23 protein-coding genes and 1 pseudogene are annotated in these 19440 nt (G+C 67.2%); 11 read left to right on the top strand and 13 right to left on the bottom strand.

Going from position 1 to position 19440, the window contains the following annotated elements; genetic code table 11:
• Position 1: 1 nt before the first annotated feature.
• The 6 genes from PXD02_RS14645 to rfbA all read left to right on the top strand — a co-directional run bounded on the left by PXD02_RS14645 (position 2) and on the right by rfbA (position 5527).
• Positions 2-1012 carry a flagellin N-terminal helical domain-containing protein gene (locus PXD02_RS14645; RefSeq protein WP_275104567.1) on the top strand — a complete coding sequence of 337 codons (1011 nt, stop codon included), beginning with the start codon at positions 2-4 and terminating at the stop codon, positions 1010-1012.
• A complete protein-coding gene (locus PXD02_RS14640; protein ID WP_275104566.1) occupies positions 1009-2112 on the top strand; it encodes a flagellar basal body P-ring protein FlgI in 1104 nt (367 codons plus the stop codon). The genes PXD02_RS14645 and PXD02_RS14640 overlap by 4 nt, the downstream gene beginning before the upstream one ends.
• 88 nt (positions 2113-2200) lie before the next feature.
• Positions 2201-2761, top strand: a complete 561-nt coding sequence (rfbC, locus tag PXD02_RS14635) for a dTDP-4-dehydrorhamnose 3,5-epimerase (RefSeq protein ID WP_275104565.1) — start codon at positions 2201-2203, stop codon at positions 2759-2761.
• On the top strand, positions 2758-3798 hold the full coding sequence (rfbB, locus tag PXD02_RS14630) for a dTDP-glucose 4,6-dehydratase (RefSeq protein ID WP_275104564.1): 1041 nt from the start codon (positions 2758-2760) through the stop codon (positions 3796-3798). Before rfbC ends, rfbB begins: the two co-directional genes overlap by 4 nt.
• A complete protein-coding gene (gene rfbD, locus PXD02_RS14625) occupies positions 3795-4652 on the top strand; it encodes a dTDP-4-dehydrorhamnose reductase (protein WP_275104563.1) in 858 nt (285 codons plus the stop codon). Before rfbB ends, rfbD begins: the two co-directional genes overlap by 4 nt.
• Positions 4649-5527, top strand: coding sequence for a glucose-1-phosphate thymidylyltransferase RfbA (gene rfbA, locus PXD02_RS14620; protein WP_275104562.1), 879 nt, complete (start codon positions 4649-4651; stop codon positions 5525-5527). The genes rfbD and rfbA overlap by 4 nt, the downstream gene beginning before the upstream one ends.
• Before the next feature lie 159 nt (positions 5528-5686).
• On the opposite strand, the pseudogene PXD02_RS16920 reads toward rfbA, so the two are convergent.
• The 10 genes and pseudogenes from PXD02_RS16920 to PXD02_RS14575 all read right to left on the bottom strand — a co-directional run.
• Positions 5687-5983 (bottom strand): annotated as a pseudogene (locus PXD02_RS16920) (glycosyltransferase); the annotation flags it as partial.
• 54 nt (positions 5984-6037) lie between these two features.
• Positions 6038-6598, bottom strand: coding sequence for a hypothetical protein (locus PXD02_RS14615; RefSeq protein WP_275104561.1), 561 nt, complete (start codon positions 6596-6598; stop codon positions 6038-6040).
• A gap of 9 nt (positions 6599-6607) precedes the next feature.
• Positions 6608-7333 (bottom strand): flagellar basal body L-ring protein FlgH, encoded by a 726-nt coding sequence (gene flgH / locus PXD02_RS14610; RefSeq protein WP_275104560.1) that lies wholly within the window; start codon positions 7331-7333, stop codon positions 6608-6610.
• Positions 7334-7351: 18 nt separating this feature from the next.
• Positions 7352-7765 carry a flagellar basal body P-ring formation chaperone FlgA gene (flgA, locus tag PXD02_RS14605; protein ID WP_275104559.1) on the bottom strand — a complete coding sequence of 138 codons (414 nt, stop codon included), beginning with the start codon at positions 7763-7765 and terminating at the stop codon, positions 7352-7354.
• Positions 7765-8550: a flagellar basal-body rod protein FlgG gene (flgG, locus tag PXD02_RS14600; RefSeq protein WP_275104558.1), complete on the bottom strand. Its 786-nt coding sequence runs from the start codon at positions 8548-8550 to the stop codon at positions 7765-7767. Before flgG ends, flgA begins: the two co-directional genes overlap by 1 nt.
• An 11-nt stretch (positions 8551-8561) precedes the next feature.
• Positions 8562-9278: a flagellar hook-basal body complex protein gene (locus PXD02_RS14595; protein WP_275104557.1), complete on the bottom strand. Its 717-nt coding sequence runs from the start codon at positions 9276-9278 to the stop codon at positions 8562-8564.
• 3 nt (positions 9279-9281) lie between these two features.
• Positions 9282-9548 carry a flagellar biosynthetic protein FliQ gene (locus PXD02_RS14590; RefSeq protein ID WP_126153031.1) on the bottom strand — a complete coding sequence of 89 codons (267 nt, stop codon included), beginning with the start codon at positions 9546-9548 and terminating at the stop codon, positions 9282-9284.
• Positions 9549-9551: 3 nt separating this feature from the next.
• A complete protein-coding gene (gene fliE / locus PXD02_RS14585) occupies positions 9552-9836 on the bottom strand; it encodes a flagellar hook-basal body complex protein FliE (RefSeq protein WP_275104556.1) in 285 nt (94 codons plus the stop codon).
• Positions 9837-9848: 12 nt separating this feature from the next.
• A complete protein-coding gene (gene flgC, locus PXD02_RS14580) occupies positions 9849-10241 on the bottom strand; it encodes a flagellar basal body rod protein FlgC (protein WP_275104555.1) in 393 nt (130 codons plus the stop codon).
• A complete protein-coding gene (locus PXD02_RS14575; protein ID WP_275104554.1) occupies positions 10241-10627 on the bottom strand; it encodes a FlgB family protein in 387 nt (128 codons plus the stop codon). Before PXD02_RS14575 ends, flgC begins: the two co-directional genes overlap by 1 nt.
• A gap of 86 nt (positions 10628-10713) precedes the next feature.
• On the opposite strand from PXD02_RS14575, the gene PXD02_RS14570 reads away from it, so the two are divergent.
• The 3 genes from PXD02_RS14570 (at position 10714) to PXD02_RS14560 (ending at position 13750) form a co-directional block, all read left to right on the top strand.
• Positions 10714-12048, top strand: a complete 1335-nt coding sequence (locus tag PXD02_RS14570) for a FliI/YscN family ATPase (protein ID WP_275104553.1) — start codon at positions 10714-10716, stop codon at positions 12046-12048.
• Positions 12049-12158: 110 nt separating this feature from the next.
• Positions 12159-12946 (top strand): IS5 family transposase gene (locus PXD02_RS14565; protein WP_275103592.1). Its coding sequence is split into 2 segments (ribosomal slippage): positions 12159-12498 and positions 12498-12946, totalling 789 coding nucleotides; the frame shifts between segments, so codons are not numbered across the junction.
• Between the two features lie 135 nt (positions 12947-13081).
• The gene (locus tag PXD02_RS14560; protein WP_275104552.1) at positions 13082-13750 is read left to right on the top strand and encodes a Crp/Fnr family transcriptional regulator; all 669 of its coding nucleotides are present in this window, start codon (positions 13082-13084) and stop codon (positions 13748-13750) included.
• 15 nt (positions 13751-13765) lie between these two features.
• Here the strand turns inward: PXD02_RS14560 and PXD02_RS14555 are convergent, their stop codons facing one another.
• Positions 13766-14518 carry an extensin-like domain-containing protein gene (locus PXD02_RS14555; protein WP_275104551.1) on the bottom strand — a complete coding sequence of 251 codons (753 nt, stop codon included), beginning with the start codon at positions 14516-14518 and terminating at the stop codon, positions 13766-13768.
• Positions 14515-15798, bottom strand: coding sequence for a L,D-transpeptidase family protein (locus PXD02_RS14550; RefSeq protein WP_275104550.1), 1284 nt, complete (start codon positions 15796-15798; stop codon positions 14515-14517). Before PXD02_RS14550 ends, PXD02_RS14555 begins: the two co-directional genes overlap by 4 nt.
• Before the next feature lie 172 nt (positions 15799-15970).
• Here PXD02_RS14550 and PXD02_RS14545 point away from each other — a divergent pair, with 172 nt between their 5' ends.
• Positions 15971-17221: a TRAP transporter large permease subunit gene (locus PXD02_RS14545; RefSeq protein ID WP_275104549.1), complete on the top strand. Its 1251-nt coding sequence runs from the start codon at positions 15971-15973 to the stop codon at positions 17219-17221.
• Here PXD02_RS14545 and PXD02_RS14540 read toward each other — a convergent pair.
• Complete coding sequence (locus PXD02_RS14540; RefSeq protein WP_275104548.1) at positions 17218-17973, bottom strand: GntR family transcriptional regulator; 756 nt, start codon at positions 17971-17973, stop codon at positions 17218-17220. The two genes, PXD02_RS14545 and PXD02_RS14540, sit on opposite strands and share 4 nt — an antisense overlap.
• A 211-nt stretch (positions 17974-18184) precedes the next feature.
• Between PXD02_RS14540 and PXD02_RS14535 the strand changes: the two genes are divergently transcribed.
• Complete coding sequence (locus PXD02_RS14535) at positions 18185-19387, top strand: MFS transporter (RefSeq protein ID WP_275104547.1); 1203 nt, start codon at positions 18185-18187, stop codon at positions 19385-19387.
• Positions 19388-19440 lie beyond the last annotated feature (53 nt).

Below are 19440 nucleotides of genomic sequence, written 5' to 3'. Positions count from 1 at the left end.
GATGACGGTGCAATCCATCGGGGATCAGGCCCGCGCCTTCGCCATGCAGGCCGCGACGAACCGGATCAAGACCACCATGGCGACCTTGACCGCCGAACTGTCCAGCGGCGAAGTCGCCGACCTGGGCAGCAGGCTGCAGGGCAACACCCAGAACCTGGCCGGGATCGAATCGCGGCTGGCGGCGCTGGCGCAGTTCGGGCGCAACGCGGCCGAGGCCGCTGCCCATACCAAGGGAATGCAGGACGCGCTGACCTCGGTCCAGACGACGGCCGACAGGATGGGGCGAAGCCTTTACCTGGAACCCCAGGCCGCGACGGATGAGCTTGTGGCCACCCGCTCGGCGGAAGCGGCTTCGTCCTTGCAGGCGGTGATCGGCCATTTGAACGGCTCGGTCGGGCAACGCTTTCTGTTTTCCGGCACGCAAAGCGACACCCAACCCCTCGCCTCGGCAGAAGCCATCCTGACCGCCTTGACGGCCGAGGTCGCAGGGCTGACCACGGCGGCAGACGTGGCGCAGGCGGTGTCAAATTGGTTCGACGCGCCCCCCGGCGCGGGCGGTTTTGCGGATGTCGCCTATCATGGCGGGTCGGGCGGGCAGCTGGCCCCCATCGGCGAAAGCACGACGATCACCCTGACCACGACCGCTTTGTCGCCCGCCATCCGCGACAGTCTCAAGGGCCTGGCGACGGCGGCGATGGTCGATCGCGGTGCCTTGGCCGGGAAGGGAGCCGAAGAACGGAAGCTGTTGCAATCCGCAGGCAAGTCGTTGCTGGACAACTCGTCGCCCTTGATCGCCGAGATGTCGCGCGTCGGCTATGCCCAGCAGGTTATCGCCACGGCCCAGACGGAAGGGTCCGCCGCGACGGCCACGTTGCAAACCGCCCGCAACACCCTGCGAGAGGCCGATCCGCTGGCGACCTCGACCGCGCTCAACGATGCCGAAACCAGGTTGCAGACGCTTTATTCCGTGATCGGACGGCTGTCGCAGCTCAAGCTGGTGGATTATCTGTGATGCGGCGTCTTCTGGTGATGATCGTCATGGCGTTGCTGCCGGCGATCGCGGCTGCCGCCCCGGTCCGCATCAAGGATCTGGCCGATTTCGACGGTGTGCGCGGCAACGATCTGGTGGGTTACGGTCTGGTCGTCGGCCTGGACGGCACCGGCGACGGCTTTCGCAATGCCCCCTTCACCGAGGAGTTGCTGGCGGGGCTGCTGGAACGACTGGGCGTCAATGTCACGGACGAGGCGCTGCGATCCCGCAACGTCGCGGCTGTGGTCGTAACTGCGACCCTGCCGCCCTTCGCGCGTTCGGGAAGCCGCATTGATGTCAGCGTATCCACCATCGGGGACGCCAAAAGCCTGCTGGGGGGGACGCTGGTGATGACGCCGTTAAAGGCGGCGGACGGCAACATCTATGCGGTGGCCCAGGGCTCGATCATCGCCAGCGGTGCCGCGGTCGAAGGCGAGGCAGCCCGCGTGGTCGAAGGGGTGCCGACCTCGGGCAAGATTCCGGTCGGCGCGCGGGTCGAGCGAGAGGTCGAATTCGATTTCGCCGGCATCCAGAATATCCGTGTCGCCTTGCGGAACGCCGATTTCACAACCGCGACCCGGATCGAGGATGCGATCAACAGCGACTTCGATCGCCGCGTTGCCACGACCCAGGACAGCGGCACGGTTCTTGTCGAATTCCGCCAGCTCGGGGCGGTCAATCCGGCGCGCGTCCTGGGGCGCATCGAAAACCTGACCGTCGAACCCGAGGACCGCGCCAAGGTGGTCATCGACCACAAATCCGGCACTATCGTGATCGGGGAAAGGGTGCGCATCTCTCGTGTGGCGGTGTCGCAGGGGGCCTTGACGCTGAGCGTGAGCGAGGCGCCGATGGTTTCGCAGCCAAACCCCTTTGCGCGTGGCGAAACCGTGACCGTGCCCAGGACGGTTGCCGAATTGCGCAACGAACCCGGCATCGGTTTTGCCGAGGTGGCGGGCGAAACCTCGCTTAGCGATCTGGTCGAAGGGCTGAATGCCCTGGGTGTTCGGCCGCGGGAAATGATCGACATCCTGAAGTCGATTCACGCGGCGGGGGCGCTTCATGCCGATCTGGTGATCGAATGAAGGGACGGGATTCTTTCGCCTGACAAGTGACAGGCCCCGCCCTATCGCATAGACGTTGGGCGATGTTTCCAGTCCTTGGGTTGATCTGATGAAGATAGAAGCCACTGCCTTGCCCGATGTCCTGATCCTGACCCCCGAGCGTTTTGGCGATGAGCGGGGTTTCTTTTCCGAAAGCTGGAATCGCGAGACGTTGACGGATGCGGGGGTCGTGCTGCCCGATTTCGTTCAGGACAACCACTCGATGTCGCGCCGCGCGGGAACGGTGCGGGGGCTGCACTATCAGGCCCCGCCCTTCGCGCAGGGCAAGCTGGTGCGCTGCGGACGGGGCGCGCTTCTGGACGTGGCGGTCGATGCCCGGCGGGGCAGCCCCACCTATGGTCAATCGGTCACGGTCCAGCTCAGCCACGAAAACGGCCGCCAGCTTTGGATACCGGCGGGGTTTCTGCATGGCTTCGTGACCCAGGAACCGGATACGGAGATCATTTACAAATGCACTGCCCCTTATGACCGGGACAGCGATGGGGCCGTCCGATGGGACAGTCTGGGCATCGACTGGGGGGTGGACGATCCGCTGCTCTCCGACAAGGACCGCGATGCCCCGGCCTTTGCCGAATGGACATCTCCTTTTGAATACGGGGCCGCAGCATGAAGATCCTTGTGACCGGCGGTGCCGGCTTCATCGGTTCGGCCGTGGTGCGCCTGGCCGTTTCGCGCGGGCACGATGTGGTCAATGTCGACGCCCTGACCTATGCCGCCAATCCCGCGAATGTGGCCGAGGCCGCAGACAGTCCGCGCTATCGTTTCGAACATGTCGACATCCGTGATCGGGCGGCGTTGGACCGGGTTTTCAGGGACCATCGGCCTGACGCGGTGATGCATCTGGCCGCCGAAAGCCATGTGGACCGGTCCATCGACGGACCCGCCGCCTTCATCGAAACCAATGTGATCGGCACCTTCAACATGCTGGAGGCCGCGCGCGCCTACTGGACCGCGCAGGGCCGGCCAGAGGCATTCCGGTTCCACCATATCTCGACCGACGAGGTTTTCGGATCGCTGGGCGAGACCGGTCAGTTCACCGAAACCACCCCCTACGATCCGCGCAGCCCCTATTCCGCCAGCAAGGCGGGGTCCGATCACCTGGTGCGCGCCTGGCACGAGACCTATGGCCTGCCGGTGGTGCTGACCAACTGTTCCAACAATTACGGGCCTTATCATTTCCCCGAAAAGCTGGTGCCGGTCGTGATCCTGAAAGCCCTGGCGGGCGCGCCGATCCCCGTCTATGGCGACGGCGGCAACGTGCGCGACTGGCTCTATGTCGAGGATCACGCCGATGCGCTGCTGCTGGTTGTCGAAAAGGGTCGGGTCGGCAGCAGCTATAACATCGGCGGCGAAAACGAGGCAAAGAACATCGACCTGGTGCGCACCATCTGCGCGCATATGGACGATCTTCATCCCGAAGGCGCGCCACATGCGGACCTGATCACCTTCGTCGCCGACCGCCCCGGACATGACCGCCGCTATGCGATCGATCCTTCGCGGATCCGCACCGAACTGGGCTGGCGGCCATCCGTGACGGTCGAGGAGGGCCTGCGCAGAACCGTCGACTGGTATCTGACCCATCGAGACTGGTGGCAGCCGCTCTTGTCGCGCGACGGGGTCGGTCAACGCCTGGGGCAGTCCGGATGACCGGGCTGCTGGTTCTTGGGAAGTCCGGGCAGCTTGCGCAGGCCCTGGCGCGCCTGGCGCCGGAGGCGACCGTCTGGGGCCGCGCGGAAGCCGATCTGTCAGATCCTCAGGCCGTCGTTCCGCGGATCCGGGCGCTGCGGCTGCGGGCGATCATCAACGCCTCGGCCTATACCGCCGTGGACCGCGCCGAATCCGAGCCCGAGGCGGCGGCGATGCTGAACGCCACCGCGCCCGGTCTGCTGGCCGCGGCGGCGGCCGATCTGGGGATTCCGTTCCTGCATGTCTCGACCGATTATGTCTTTGACGGGACGGGCGATGGGGCGCGCGACGAGGATGCGCCGACCGGCCCCCTGGGCGTCTATGGGCAAACCAAGCTGGACGGCGAAGGACGGGTCGCGGCGGCCGGCGGGCAATGGGCGGTGATGCGGACATCCTGGGTGTTTTCGCCGGATGGCGCGAATTTCGTCAAGACGATGCTGCGCCTGGGGGCCGAGCGCGACCGGATCAACGTGGTCGCCGATCAGGTCGGCGGACCGACGGCCACCAGCCGGATCGCCGCCGCCCTGCTGGAGATGGCGCGCCAGATGCAGGCGGATCGCGGCAAGGGCGGGCTTTACCATTTCAGCGGTGCGCCCGATGTCAGCTGGGCGGATTTCGCGCGCCGCATTTTCGCGCGCGCGGGGCTGGATTGCGCGGTCCAGGACATCCCCGGAAGCGATTATCCCACGCCTGCGCGGCGCCCGGCCAATTCGCGGCTGGACTGTTCGCGCATCGCGCGCGATTTCGGTATTGCCCGGCCGGATTGGCGGGCCGACCTCGACCAGGTTTTGACGCAGTTGGGATATGCAAGATGACGGGACGCAAGGGCATCATTCTGGCGGGCGGGTCGGGGACGCGCCTTTATCCGATCACGATGGGCGTGTCGAAACAGCTTCTGCCGCTGTATGACAAGCCGATGATCTATTATCCGATCAGCGTGCTGATGCTGGCCGGAATCCGCGACATCGCGATCATCACCACGCCCGAGGATCAGGCCCAGTTCCAGCGGCTGCTGGGCGACGGCGCCCAATGGGGCCTGCGCTTCGAATGGATCGTCCAGCCCTCGCCCGACGGGCTGGCCCAGGCCTACATCCTGGCCGAGGATTTCCTGGCGGGCGCGCCCTCGGCCATGGTGCTGGGCGACAACATCTTTTTCGGCCATGGCCTGCCGGAACTGCTGAAGGCGGCGGACGGGCGGACCAGCGGGGGGACGGTCTTCGGCTATCGCGTGTCGGATCCCGAACGCTATGGGGTTGTTGATTTCCAGCCCGACGGCCGGGTTCGGGCGATCATCGAAAAGCCGGAACTGCCGCCATCGAACTTTGCCGTGACCGGGCTTTATTTCCTGGACGGCACGGCCTCGGAACGCGCCAGGCAGGTCTCCCCGTCCGAGCGGGGCGAGCTTGAGATCACCACGCTTCTGGAAAGCTATCTGCGCGATGGCAGCCTGACAGTGGAAAAGATGGGTCGCGGCTTTGCCTGGCTGGATACCGGCACCCATGGCAGCCTGCTGGATGCGGGCAATTTCGTGCGCACCCTGGAAAAGCGGCAGGGGCTGCAGACCGGCTGCCCCGAGGAGATCGCCTTCGAGGCGGGCTGGATCACCGAGGATGCCCTGCGCGACCAGGCGCAGCGGTTTTCCAAAAACTCCTATGGTCGTTACCTGATGGGGTTGCTGGGTCCGCGCTGACGCAGCCTGCCCAACATGGCCGCCGCGAACAGGGTGGCGTCGGTGATGACCGTGCGGGCCGCGTAATGGACGGGGCCGTCCCGCCGCCGCACAGCGCCGCCGCGGCGCGGGCCAGCTTGTCGGGAAACCGGATATCGTCCCGGTCGCAAAATCCTGGTCGCAAAAGGCGATGGCCCCGTGCGGTGCGGCGGTCAGCAGGTGCAGGAAATTCTGCGTGGCGCCTCGGCGCGGCCCGTCGATCATTTGCACCTGTCCGGCCGGGCGCGAGGCCGCGAACTCCGCGACGATGCCGGGGGTTCCGTCGTCCGATCCGTCATCGGACAGGATCAGGCGCCAGTTCTGGTAGGTCTGTGCCGCGATGCTGTCCAGTTGCGCCCGGATGAAGCCCGCGCCGCGATAGCTGGCCAGCAGGATCGTGATGCGGTCGCTTTCGGAGAAGGGTCGGTCCACCGGCATGTCCTTGATCGGGCAGGGCCGGTTTCTGCCCTGCCGCCCTTGCCGATGCAACCGTCAGCTTGCCTGGCGCGCGATATCCTCGATCAGGACGGCATTGACGGGCAGGTCGGTGCTGGCCTGCGCGGCTTTTTGCAAGCGCTCGCGCAGCGGCGCCAACCGCGCTTCGGAGGTGAAGTTGCCGTCGAAGCCGCCGGTATTGGCGTGGATCAGCAACTCGCGCAGCAGCGCGTCGCGCAGACGGTGTTCCTGCTGTTCCATCGCGGGCAGTTCGGCGGCGCCGGTTTCGATGGTCAGGGTCAGGATCATCACCGCACCCATATCGCCGTTGCGCATCAGCGGCACGAAGAACTGGGACGGGAAGGTGAACCAGGCCTGGGAGGGAACCGCGCCCCCCTTCCCGTTGACGCCGCCATGATCGGCAGCGGCGGCATGGCCGTCGGCCGGGGCAGCGTGGTTCGCGGCGGCGTGCCCATCATCGGCGGGTTTCGCATCGCCATGATCGCCCGCAGCCGCGGCCTGTCCGGTTCCCTCGGGCGCGGGCCGCAGGATGTCGCCGGCCGCGATTCCCGCGACAAGGGCCAGGATGGGGATCAGCAGGGTCAGGATCTTTTTCATGGACCGCCCTCAATACGGCAGGATCACATCGGCGATCTGCTGGCCGAAGCGGGGTTGCTGCACATCGGTGATCTGCCCGCGCCCGCCATAGCTGATGCGCGCGCCCGCGATGCGGTCATAGGCGATCTCGTTGCTGCGGTCGATGTCGGCGGGACGCACGAAGCCGCTGACGGTCAGTTCGCGCAGTTCAAAGTTCACCCGGACTTCCTGAGTCCCCTCGATCTGCAGGGTGCCGTTGGGCAGCGTGTCGATCACGGTCGCGGCGATGCGCAGCGTCAGCTTGTCGCGCCGCGTGATGTTGCCGCTGCCCTTGTAGGTCGAGGACGATTCCGCCTCGGCCAGGTTGTCGAAGCTGGCGCCCTCGGGCAGTTTCCTGTTCAGGCGCTGCGGAATGCCGATCATCTGCGGAACGCTGACGCTTTCCCCCGAGGAGCGGCTGCGGCCCGAGGTGTTGGTCATCTGCGCCTCGTCGTCGATCTCGATCACCACGGTCAGGATGTCGCCGCGCGTGGCCGCCCGCCGGTCGCTGATCAGCGACGAGGTGGTCCCCGCCCACAGCGAGGCCGCGGCCTCGGGGCGGCCGGAATCGACGGGGATTTCCAGCGGCGGATTGGTCATGGCGATGAACTCCTCGCTGTTGCGGGGCGAGGTGAGGGTGGGCGGCTTGCCCAGGTGGTCGGCCCGCGCGCAGGCGGTCACGGCAAGGGCAAGGCAGATCAGGGCGGTCGGTTTCATCGGATGTCCTTGGTCGGATTATTGCGCGGCCAGCAGGCTGCCGTCGGGCTGGACGACCGCGCTGATCGTGTTGCGGGATTCGAGGTTCATGACACGGATCACATCGCCCGCCGCGCCATCGGACAAGGTTCGCGCCTGGGCGACGATCCGCAGCCCGCCGCGCTGGAAGACCAGCGGATGGATCTGGTTTCGCCCGATCAGCTTCGGCGCCTGCAAGAGCGAGGCTTGCAGCGGGCGGCCTTCGTGGATGGTGATGCGGGTCTGCAAGCCGATGGCTTCCGATGGATCGGACAGACCGGGCCGGTCGCCATCGACGGCGCGCAGGTCGGCAGCCGTGATGACCGTGCCCGCGGGCAGCGTGCGCGCCGCCGCCAGCACCGCCGCCGAGGCGGGCAGGGGGGCAAGCGCCAGAAGAAGGGCCAGCCACCGCATCAGCGCACCTGGGTCGTGGCCGCCAGCATCTGGTCGGCGGCGGTGATGACCTTGGCGTTCAGCTCGTATCCGCGCTGCGCCTTGATCAGTTCGGTGATCTCGCGCACCGAATCGACCGAGCTGTCCTCCAGATAGCCCTGGCGCAGAATGCCCAGCCCGTCGACGCCGGGCGTCGTCACCTGGGGCGTGCCGGATGCGGCGGTTTCCAGGAACAGGTTCGAGCCGATCGCCTCGAGGCCCTTTTCGTTGGAGAAGCCCGCCATGGTCAGCTGGCCCAGCAGTTCCGGTTCGACCTGATCGTTGAAATAGGCGTGAACCTCGCCCGCGGCGTTGATGGAAATCGTGCGCGCGTCGTCCGGGATGGTGATGTTCGGGACCACCGGATAGCCGTCCGAGGTGACGACCAGCCCGTCCGGCGACCGCTTCAGCCCGCCGTCGCGCGTATAGGCCGAAATGCCCGAGGGCAGCGTCACCTCCAGATAGCCGTCGCCGTCGATGGCCAGATCCAGGTCGCCCCCGGTCTGGGTCAGCGATCCCTGTTGCAGGTTGATGCTGACCGCCGTGGGCCGCACCCCCAAGCCCAGCTGCACGCCCGCCGGGATGACGGTGCCGTCGGCGGCCGTCACGGTGCCCGGGCGCGTCGCCTGCTGATAGGTCAGGTCGGCGAATTCGGCGCGCCGGGCGTTGTAGCCGGTGGTCGACATGTTGGCGAGGTTGTTCGAGATGACCTCGACACGGGTTTGCTGCGCGCTCATGCCGGTCGCGGCGATTTGCAAGGCTCTCATCGGTAGTCCTTTCAGCGGCTCATGCCGGCGATCGCGCTGCGGATGCGCTGATCTTCGCGGTCAAGGAAGGATTGGCCCAGTTCGTAGGCACGCTGGACTTCGATCATGCGGGTGATCTCGAACACGGAATCGACGTTCGATTCCTCGAGGAAGCCCTGGCGGATGCGGACGTCGTCGACGGGTTCGGGCTGTCCGTCGATGGTGAAGGAGGTGCCGCCCTGATGGGCCAGTTGCGCATCCTCGGGCGCGGTGAAGACGCCGATCTTGCCGAAGGCCACGTCGTTCGCGGACAGCGTGCCGTCCGCGCCCACCGCCACGCCGCTGGCCCCGGCGGGGACGATGATCGGGGCCATGCCCTCGTCCAGCAGGCGGAAGCCTTCGGCGGTCATCAGCTCACCCTCGGCGGAGGGCAGGAAGGCCCCGGCGCGGGTCAGGCGGTTGCCCTCGGGCGTCTCGACCAGGAAGAAGCCGTCGCCCTCGATGGCCAGGTCGTAATTGCCGCCCGTCTGGGTCAGCACGCCCTGGTCGAGGTCGATGATCCGGCCCCGCGCATGGGCCATGGACAGCGTGTCGCCGCGCCGGTCCAGCGCCGACAGGTGTTCGGCGAAGATCACGCCTTCGCGCCTGAAGCCGGTGGTGTTGGCGTTGGCGATGTTGTTGGCCACCACCCGCATTTCCGCCATCAGCCCGGATTGCCGGGTCAGAGTCGCATAGATCGCGTTGTCCATCGCTCAGCTTCCTGCAATCAGGGGGATGATCTGGCCCAGGTAGAAATCGGACAGCGCCGTGGTCATGAAGCTCATCGTGACCCAGAAGACCCCCAGCATCAGCCCGACCTTGGGCACGAAGGTCAGCGTCATTTCCTGGACCGAGGTCAGCGCCTGGAACAACCCGATCACCACGCCTGCGATCAGCGCCACCGCCAGCATCGGGGCCGAGATGCGGACCGCGATCAGCAGGGCCTGGCGCAGCATGTCGAACAGCAGCGTCTCATCCATGGCTCACACCGGCATCCGCAGGATTTCCTGATAGGCTTCGACCACCTTGTCGCGGATGGCGACCACCGTTTCCATCGCCATCTCGGCCTCGGCCAGGGTCTGGACCAGGCGGTGGGTTTCGACCTGGCCGGTCATGGCGCCGGTGGCGACCTGGTCGACCTGGCCCATCTGGGCGGCGAAATCCTCGGCCGCGTTGGACAGGGCCTCGAGGGCGGGGGCGGGCTGGCCCGGCGCCACGGCGGTGCGGGCGGCGGAATAGGCGCTGGCTGCATTCAGACTGGTAAACATGGGGCGACCTTTCTAGCGGCGCAGAAGTTCCAGAAGCGACGCGCCCATCTGGCGTGTCTGCTCGAACATTTTCAGATTGGCTTCGTAGCTGCGGCCCGCCTCGCGCGAATCGGCGATCTCGATCACCAGGTCGACATTCGACCCCAGGTAATAGCCGTCCTTGTCCGCCATGGGGTGCGAGGGGTCGTAGACGCGGGGCAGATCCTTCCGGTCCAGGCGCAGCTTCGAGGCCTCGACCTCTCCGGTCGGGCGGCCGAAACGTGTCGCCTCCTCGAAGGTGACAAGCTTGCGGCGATAGCCGGGCGTGTCGAGATTGGCGATGTTCTCGGCGGTATGGCGCAGGCGTTCGCTTTGCGCGCGCATCCCGGACGCGGCCAGGTTCAGGGCGGATACGGGCTTGTCCATCACGCTCTCCTTCCGATGCTGGTGCGCATCAGGTCCAGGGCCGAGCTGTAGATGCCCAGCGACAGGTCGTGGCTGCGCTTGACCTCGGCCGCCTTCAGCATCTCCTCCTCCAGCGAGACGGAGTTGCCGTTGGGCGACAGGCCGGTCTCATCGACCGTCCGGCGCGTCATGGGCGACCAGTCGGGCGTGGCAAGGTGGCGCGGATCGGTGACCCGCATCGGCGCCAGGTCCGCGCTGCGATAGCTGTCGGCAAAGGACGCCGTATCGGCGGCCTTGAAGCCGGGGGTATCGGCATTGGCGATATTGCGCGCAACGACAAGGTGCCGCTGGCTGGCATGGGCGCCTAGGGCGCGGGCCATGCGCATCATCTCGATCTTTTCAAACATGAGGCTTTCCCCATTGGCGATAACCCGGTCTTAACTCCGATTCGTTTAGAAACCGTTTGCAGGCTGGGAAAAAACGGATGGCGGAGATGGATCACCTGACCTCGATCGCGACACGGATCGCGGATTTGCGCATGACGCGGCACTTTGGCCGGGTGCATTCGATGCAGGCCGGCCTGATCCGGGTCGACGGGTTGAACAGCCATGCCTCGGTCGGCGACAGAGTGCTGATTTCGCTTCAAAAAGGCCATGTCGCGGGGGAGATCGTGGGGCTTGCGCCGCGCCATGCCGATGTGCTGCCCGAGGGCGATTCCGAAGGGTTGTCGGTGGGCGCCGGGGTCGAACTGCTGTTCGCCCCCTCGATCGCGCCCTGCGATGCCTGGGTGGGCCGAATCATCGACCCGCTGGGCCAGCCCCTGGACGGCCGCCCCCTGACGCCCGGCCGCGAACCCCGTCCCTATCGCCGCGAGGCCCCGCCCGCCGTGCGCCGCAAACGGCTGGGCGCGCGCCTGCCCACGGGATTTGCCGTCTTCGACACGCTGCTGCCCCTGGTCACCGGCCAGCGGATCGGGCTGTTCGCCGGGTCTGGCGTCGGCAAATCCACGCTGCTGTCGGGGCTTGCCAGGGGCGTTCAGGCCGATGTGGTGGTCATCGCCATGATCGGCGAACGCGGGCGGGAATTGCGCGAATTCGTCGAAAAGACCCTGGGGCCAGAGGGCATGGCGCGGGCGGTGATCGTCGCCGCGACCTCGGACCGGTCGCCGCTGATCCGGCGGCGCTGCGCCTGGGCCGCTATGGCGGTGGCCGAACATTTCCGCGACCAGGGCCACCATGTGCTGTTCCTGGCCGATTCGATCACCCGATTCGCCGAGGCGCATCGCGAGATCGCCTTGGCTGCGGGCGAGCCGCCCAGCTATCGCGGCTTTCCGCCGTCGGTGTCGAACCTGATCATGGCGCTTGCCGAACGGTCCGGGCCGGGGCTGGAGGGGACGGGCGACATCACCGGCATCTTCAGCGTCCTGGTCGCGGGTTCCGACATGGAGGAGCCGGTGGCCGACATCCTGCGGGGCACGCTGGACGGGCATGTGGTCCTGGACCGCACGATCGCCGAACGCGGGCGCTTTCCGGCGATCGATGTGGTAAAGTCGGTGTCGCGGTCCTTGCCCGATGCCGCCACGCCTGACGAAAACAGGATGATCGGCAAGGCCAGGGCCGCCCTGGGCGCCTATTCGGAATCGGAACTGATGATTCGCGCCGGTCTTTACGCCCCAGGGGCCGACCCCCGGCTGGACGAGGCCGTGAAGCTGTTTCCCCAGCTCGACGACCTGATCACCGTCAGGACGCCGGGCATCGACGAGAGTTTCGCGGCCCTCGGCAGCGCCCTGCGGGTTCCGGCGCATGGGCGGCAGGCCGCGCGCGGCTGAGCAAGGTGAAACCGAGAGCCAAGCATTTGAGTTGGCTTAATGAATGTTAGGCCGTGTTGACAAAAGGGATTCACAGGACGTGCTGAACGTGATTCAAGCTGGTATCTGCGATGGAGACCAGCTTGGCACGAGACCTGATGTCTGACGAGGAATGGGCGTTTCACGAACGCTTCATTCTGGCCGTCCGCGCACCGAACGGGCGCAAACCCATGAACCATCGTCTTGTTCTGGATGGGATTTTCTGGATAGCCCGCACAGGTTCGCCGTGGCGTGACCTGCCGGAAGAGTTCGGCAAGTGGTCGTCGGTCTACCGCCAGTTCCGGCGCTGGACCCTGGCCGGGCTGTGGGAAGGGATACTGGAGGCCCTGAACGAGAGCGGGGTGGTTCCAGCGGCCTTGCAGATGATCGACAGCACCGTGGTCCGCGCCCATCATCAGGCAGCGGGCGCTAAAGGGGGACTCCGCGACAGGGTTTTGGCCGTTCGCGAGGTGGCTTCACGACAAAGATCCACCTCCGCGTCAATGGCGCAGGCCTGCCCATGAGGTCGGACATCACGCCGGGCCAGACATCGGACTATCTGGGCTTTGACCTCATCATGGACGACAACCTGCCAGAGCCCTCCGTCCTGCTGGCGGATCGCGGCTATGACTCTGACAGGGTTCGAGAAACCATGGAGGCGCGCAACGTCGTGCCGGTGATCCCGATGCGAAAGTCCCGCAAGCTGCGCGTGGCCGTGGACCGAACCCTTTACCGGCTGCGCAACCTCGTCGAGCGCTGCTTCAACAAGCTCAAGAATGCCCGCCGCGTCGCCACCCGCTACGACAAAACCGCAGAGAGCTTCCTGGGCTTCATCGACATCACCTCGATCCGCATCTGGCTCCGCCATTTGTCAACATGACCTAGATGAAACCTGATCCCATTGCGCCGGTCAGGGCGATTTGCCACACCACGGGAAAGGATGGGTAAAGAATTGGCGATTACCGAGTATTTTGTCCGCTATCTTCAAAGGCGTGACAGCCTCAGCACGAAAGACTTGGAACGCCTGCGGACGTTGAAGACCGTACATGCCAGCTATGCCCCTGGGGAGGTGATCGTTCCTGCGGGCAGCAGCCCCGATCGCAGCTGCATGATGCTGCGCGGGCTGTCGGCGCGGTCCCATCCGCTTGTCGGGCGGCCCGACGACCGGGTGATCACGGCGCTGCATGTGCCGGGGGATTTTGTGGATCTTCATGCCCTGGTGCTGGCCAGGCTGGATCATTCGATCATCGCCGTCGGCCCGACCGAGGTGGAATTCGTCGACCATGCCGAACTGACCGAGATCACCGAGAATTTTCCCCACCTGACCCGGCTGTTGTGGATGGCGACCTTGCTGGACGCGGCGATCCATCGGCAATGGCTGGTGGCGGCGGCGTCCCTGCGGTCCAGCGCGCATCTGGCCCATCTGCTGTGCGAAATCTATACGCGGCTGAACGCCGTGGGCGCGGCGTCCGAGCATCAGTTCCACCTGCCGCTGCTGCAACGCGAACTGGCCGATATCCTGGGCTATTCGCCGATCCATGTGAACCGCGCGGTGCGGGATCTGCGCGATCGCGGGCTGATCCGCTGGCTGGGCGCTGAGATTACCATCACCGACTGGAAGGGGCTGACGCTGCTGGCGCGGTTCGATCCATCCTATCTGGATCTGGAACGCAGCAGGCGCTGAGGGCAGGTCAGAGGATCACTGGCACAGCCGCCAGCCGCCGCGCCGGGCGGCGATGTCCAGATGCAGGTGGTCGTCATGCGCCGCGTTCGATCCGGGACCAAGCACGGTCGTGAAGAACAGGCAGCCCGCCGCACGGACGGTGCGCTGGAACGCCTCGGCCATGTCGCCGGTGTCGGCGCGGGGCTGCACGACCAGCGGGTCGGCGCCGTCAAGGACGAAGGCGGCGATGTCGATGGCATTGCCAAGCGCGTGTTCGGACAGCTTGGGCTGGTCCGCGCCGGTGCCGATGCGCGGGCGGCAGTCATAGGTCGTGCCCAGCTGCAATCCCGTGACGCGCGGCGCGCCCGGCAGCATCAGCGAGGCGGGCCGCAGGAAATCGCGCGCCCAGAAGCCCAGCGACCGGGCCGTGTCGCAGCGCATCACCGCCCCGCCCTCCAGCGTCAGGTCGGGCAGGATGCGTTCGACCCGGATCGGGCGGGCGATGCCGCAATCGGGATCGTCCGGGTCGGTGATCGGCGGTTCCTCGGAATAGACGGTGCCCAGGAAGGACAGGGCCAGCTTGCAGGCCGCGTAGTCCTGATCCGTTTCGCGCAGGCTGAACCAGCGGGGCGGCGCGGGCGGGCCGAAGACCGGGGCGGGATCGGGCCGCGGTTCCGCGGCGGCGGGCTGTTCGGCCGGGATGGGCCGTTCGGGCGGGCGGTCCTGCGCGGCGGCGGGCGCGGCCTGGCCCAGGGCCAGGACCAGCAGGATCGCGCCCCGCCGGGTCACGGCTGTTCGTCCAGCGGCGGGGCCACGAAGCTGTCGGGCAGCGCGCCCGTCAGGGCATCGGTCAGCGCATCGCCCGCCGGGACCAGGGCGTCCGCCTCTTCCTCGGAGGTGTTTTCATAGACCGGCTCGGACGGGGCGCGCTTGGCCGCCAGCGGGTCGGCCGGGAAATCCAGCGGCGCGGCGGGGACTGTCTGCACGGGTTCGGCCAGGGGCGCGGCCGCAGCGTCGACGGGCGCGGCGGGCTGTGCCGCCGGGGCGGGCGCCGCGCCGGTCGCATCGGCGATGGTCACGCCCTGGGGCAGGAATTCCACCGCCGTGGTCTCGGCCGTCACCATCCGGGCCAGTTCCTCGGCATCCCAGTTGGTCAGCCGGACGCAGCCCATGGACTGATTGCGGAACAATTGCGACGGCGTGGGCGTGCCGTGGATGCCATAGGTCGGTTTCGACAGGCCGATCCAGACCGTGCCCACCGGCCCGTTCGGCCCCGGCGGCACCACCAGCACCTTGTCGTTGTCGCCCTGCTGGAAATTCTTTTTCGGATCATAGGTATAGTTCGGATTCAGCGCGACTGCCCTGACATGGTGGTTCCCCGAGGGCGAGGGGGTGGCCGAAGATCCGATCGTGGCCGGATAATCGACCAGCAGCCTGCCGTTCGCATCGAATCCCGCCACCCGGCGGGTGTTCACGTCGACCAGGATCCGCGCCACGCTGCCGCGCATCCGTCCGCCGGTCTCGACGACCTTGATGGTGGCGCCCGGCGCCAGATCCACGCCGGGGTTCAGGAAGGCGATGAATTTCTCGTCCATGTGAAACCGCTCGCCCAGGCGTTCGGCGACGCTGGTATGGGCCATCGCGGGCATGGCGGCCTTTTCGGCGTAATCGGTGGGGATCGCATCGGCAAGGCCCTGCGCATCCTCGACCGTGATGGTGTAATCCTTGGTCGCGGGCAGGGCGGCGAAGGATTGCAGCAGGTTCCAGACATGCGGATCCATCACCCCGTCGATGGGCAGGCCCGACCGGCGTTCAAAGGCCATGATCGCGCTCTGGCTCATGCCGCCCTTGAAGCCGTCGATTACGCCCGGAGAGATCCCCGAGCGGTCCAGAAGCACCTGCACCTTGGTCGTCAGCGCCGACCGCCCCGAGGGCAGGTCGCCGCCGTCATAGGCCGCCGCCTCGATATCGGCGGCGGTGAAGGGCAGGTCGGTCCGGGCCGCCGCAGGCAGGCCCGACAGCGCCGCCAGGATCAGGGCAAGCGGGATTCGCAGGGGGAATCGCGGCATCAATCTCTCCGTCGGGGTGGGCGCAGCATTCAATGTCTTGCGCGAAATCGCCAGATAGACCGGCGGTCACATTCCGGTCAATTCCAGTTTGAGTTTGCCGGGCCGCCGCACTAGCGTTTTCGGACGGCAAGGGATCCGGGGGCGCGGTGAGACAGGAAGGGTCGGATCGGCGATGGAGATGACCGGCTTTGCCGCGATGGCGGCGGTGATCGCCTTGCTGGTCCTGCGGATGCCCGTCGCGCTGTCGCTGATGATACCGGGCGCGGTCGGCCTGGCGCTGATGGGCGCGGGGGACCGGGCTTGGGACCAGCTGGCGGCCCTGCTGACCGCGCCCGATCTGGCGGCCATGCCGCTGGTGGTCCTGCTGGGCAACCTGGCCTTCTATGCGGGTTTCGCGACGCGGGTCCATGACGCGGCGGCGGTGCTGTTGCAGAACAGGCGCGGCGGTCTGGCCGGGGCGGCGATCCTGGGCTGCGCGGGCTTCGCCGCGACCTGCGGATCGTCCGTCGCCTGCGCCGCCACCATGTCGCGCATCGCCGTGCCCGAGATGCTGCGCGCGGGCTATGACCCGCGCCTGGCGGGCGCCTCGGTCGCCATCGGCAGCACGCTGGGGGCGCTGCTGCCGCCGTCCATGCTGCTGATCCTGTGGGCGCTGCTGACCGGAACCCCGATTGCCGCGATGTTCCTGGGCGCGCTGATCCCTGCGGCCCTGTCGCTGGCGGGAATGATCGCGGTGCTGTTCTGGTGGGTCCACAGCGATCCCCCGGCCGCGCCCCCGTCGCGGGCCTTGCCGATGCCGCGCGGCGCGGCGTTGCGGGCGGTCTGGCCCGCGCCGCTGCTGTTCGGCATCATCCTGGGCGGCCTCTGGACGGGCCAGCTCTCGGCGGCGGCCGCCCTGGCGATCTGCGTGGTCCTGACCCTGGCCGCCGCCCTCGTCCAGCGTCGCCTGACGGCCGAGACGCTGTGGGCCGCCCTGCGCGACAGCGCGATGCAGGCGGCGTCGATCCTGCTGATCCTGATCGGCGCGCGGCTGTTCCTGACCGTCCTGGATCTGACCGCGATTCCGTCGCTGCTGGTCCGGGACGCCGGGTTCCTGCCGCATCTGGCCGCCGTCGCGCTGCTGGCCTTGGCCTGCGCGGTGCTGGGCCTGCTGGCCGAGCCGGCGGCGATCCTGGTCCTGGCCCTGCCATTCGCCCTGGGCATCGGCGGGGCCCATGGCCTGGATCCGGTGTGGTCGGGCATCCTGCTGGTCAAGATGGTCGAGATCGCGCTGATCCTGCCGCCGCTGGGCCTGAACGCCGTGGTGGTCGCTGCGGCTGTCCGCGACATCCGGACCGGCACGGTTCTTGCGGGACTTGGCCGATTCCTGTTCCTGGACCTTCTGGTCCTGGCCGCCCTGGCGCTGTTTCCGGCGCTGGCCTAGTCCTCGGACACCAGGCGGTGCTGGGGGGGATAGAACTGGCGGGCAAAGGACACCGGATGGGTATCCGCCCAATTCGTCCGCTCGATGCTCAGGACCGCCGTGCCTTCGGAAATGTTCAGGTGAAAGGCGCAGTCGCCCTTGGCGGCATCTGCCAGGATCGAGAACCGCCCATGCGTCAGGGCGACCCGGCTGGCCAGCCATTCATGCGCCGATTGCTGTTCGACATCCTCGCGCGTCAGGGGCGGCAGAAGGTCGGGGTTCAGCCAGACCGCCTCGCAGCAATGCGGCTGGCCGTCGGCGGTGTATTTCGCCGTGATCAGAAGCAGTTCCTGGGACGGGGGCACTTGCAGCGCCCGCGCGGCGACGGGGGTGGGGTGGCGGGTCGTGAAGCGCGCCAGCTCATAGGAATAGGCGGCGCCCATGTTCTCGATCTCGGTGCGGATGGCGGGCATGTCCAGCACCCTCCGCCGGGCCACGGTGGCGGCCACGCGGGTGCCGACCTTGCGCCGGCGTTCCAGGATGCCGCTGTCGGCCAGTTCCCGCAACGCACGGTTGACAGTGGCCCGCGCGCATCCCAAGGTGACGGCCAGTTCCTGTTCCGTGGGGATCAGCTCGCCGGGCGGCCATTCGCGCGACCGGATCCGTTCCAGCACGTCGGCGCGGACGGATTGCCAGGTATTCATACGCCGCCCGCCGCCCGCCGCGCCCGATGAGCGCAGCGACCTGACAAGGTTGCCGGGAATTTTTGCCATTATTTTAACTTTGTTACTCGAAACACATACGGCCCCAGTGTCGGGGCCGGGCGACGTTTAGGGAAGCTGTCCAAATCGTCAGTGGGCCGGGATCGGCCAAGACCCGCGCAGGCCAAGACCCGCGCAGGTCGGGCGCCCCGGCGGCAACAGCCCGCTTGCGCCCGCCCGCCTGGCTGGTATTGCAGCATATGCAGGTAAGCGTGGGGGACCGATGCGCGCCGACATCCCGACATCCAGCCCGATGGCAGCCACCGGCACGGCCTGGGGCGTCCTGACCGCCATCAGCCTGTGCCACATGATCAACGACGTGATGCAGTCGATGCTGGCGGCGATCTATCCGCTGCTCCAGGTCGAATTCTCGCTGAGCTATGCGCAGATCGGGGTGATGACCTTTGCCTTCCAGGTCACCGCATCCCTGCTGCAACCGCTGATCGGCATGGCCACCGACAGGCATCCGCAGCCCCGGTCGCTGCCCTTCGGCATGGCCTCGACCTTCTGCGGGGTGCTGCTGCTGGCCTTCGCCCATCGCTACGAGATGCTGCTGATGGGGGCGATGCTGATCGGCGTCGGCTCGGCCGTGTTCCATCCCGAAAGCTCGCGCGTGGCGCGGCTGGCCTCGGGCGGGCGGTTCGGGACGGCGCAGTCGCTGTTCCAGATGGGCGGCAATTTCGGGCAGTCGCTGGGTCCGCTGCTGGCGGCCTTCATCGTCGTGCCGCTGGGCCGCCCGGCGGTGGCCTGGTTCGCCGTCGCCGCCGCCTTGGGTTCGGCGCTGCTGTGGCATGTCGGCGGCTGGGCCGAGGGCCGCCGCCGCGCCGCCACCGCCCGCGCCGACACCACGCTGCGCTATCCGCGCGATCTGGTGATCCGGTCGATCGTCGTGCTGGCGGTGCTGACCTTCACCAAGAACATCTATACCGCCTCGATGAGCAGCTATTTCACCTTCTTCACCATCGAGAAATTCGGCCTTGGCCCGCAGGGCGCGCAGATGATGCTGTTCCTGTTCCTGGGCGGAATGGCCGCCGGGGTGATCCTGGGCGGCATCGTCGGCGACCGCATCGGGCCGCTGCGGGTGATCTGGTTTTCCATCCTGGGCGTCCTGCCCTTCACGCTGCTGCTGCCCCATGTCGGACTGGTCGCGACGGGGGTGCTGGCCGTGATCATCGGGCTGATCCTGGCATCCGCCTTCCCGGCCATCGTGGTCTTCGCGCAGGAGCTGGTGCCGGGCCGCACCGGCACCATCGCCGGGCTGTTCTTCGGCTTCAGCTTCGGCATGGGCGGCATCGCCGCCGCCGCCTTGGGCGTGCTGGCCGACGCGCAGGGGATCGATACGGTGTTCCTGCTGTGCTCGTTCCTGCCGATCCTGGGGATCCTGACGGTCTTCCTGCCGCGGCCGGGGCGGCTGATCGGCGGCTGATGGCCCGATGACGGGCGCGCTGCCGCTGCCACGCGCCGGGCGATCCTGGCCCG

It is taken from the genome of Paracoccus sp. S3-43, assembly GCF_029027965.1.
Classification (GTDB): Bacteria; Pseudomonadota; Alphaproteobacteria; order Rhodobacterales; family Rhodobacteraceae; genus Paracoccus.
Note: the sequence above shows the minus strand (reverse complement) of the source record. Positions and strands in the feature narration are given on the sequence as shown.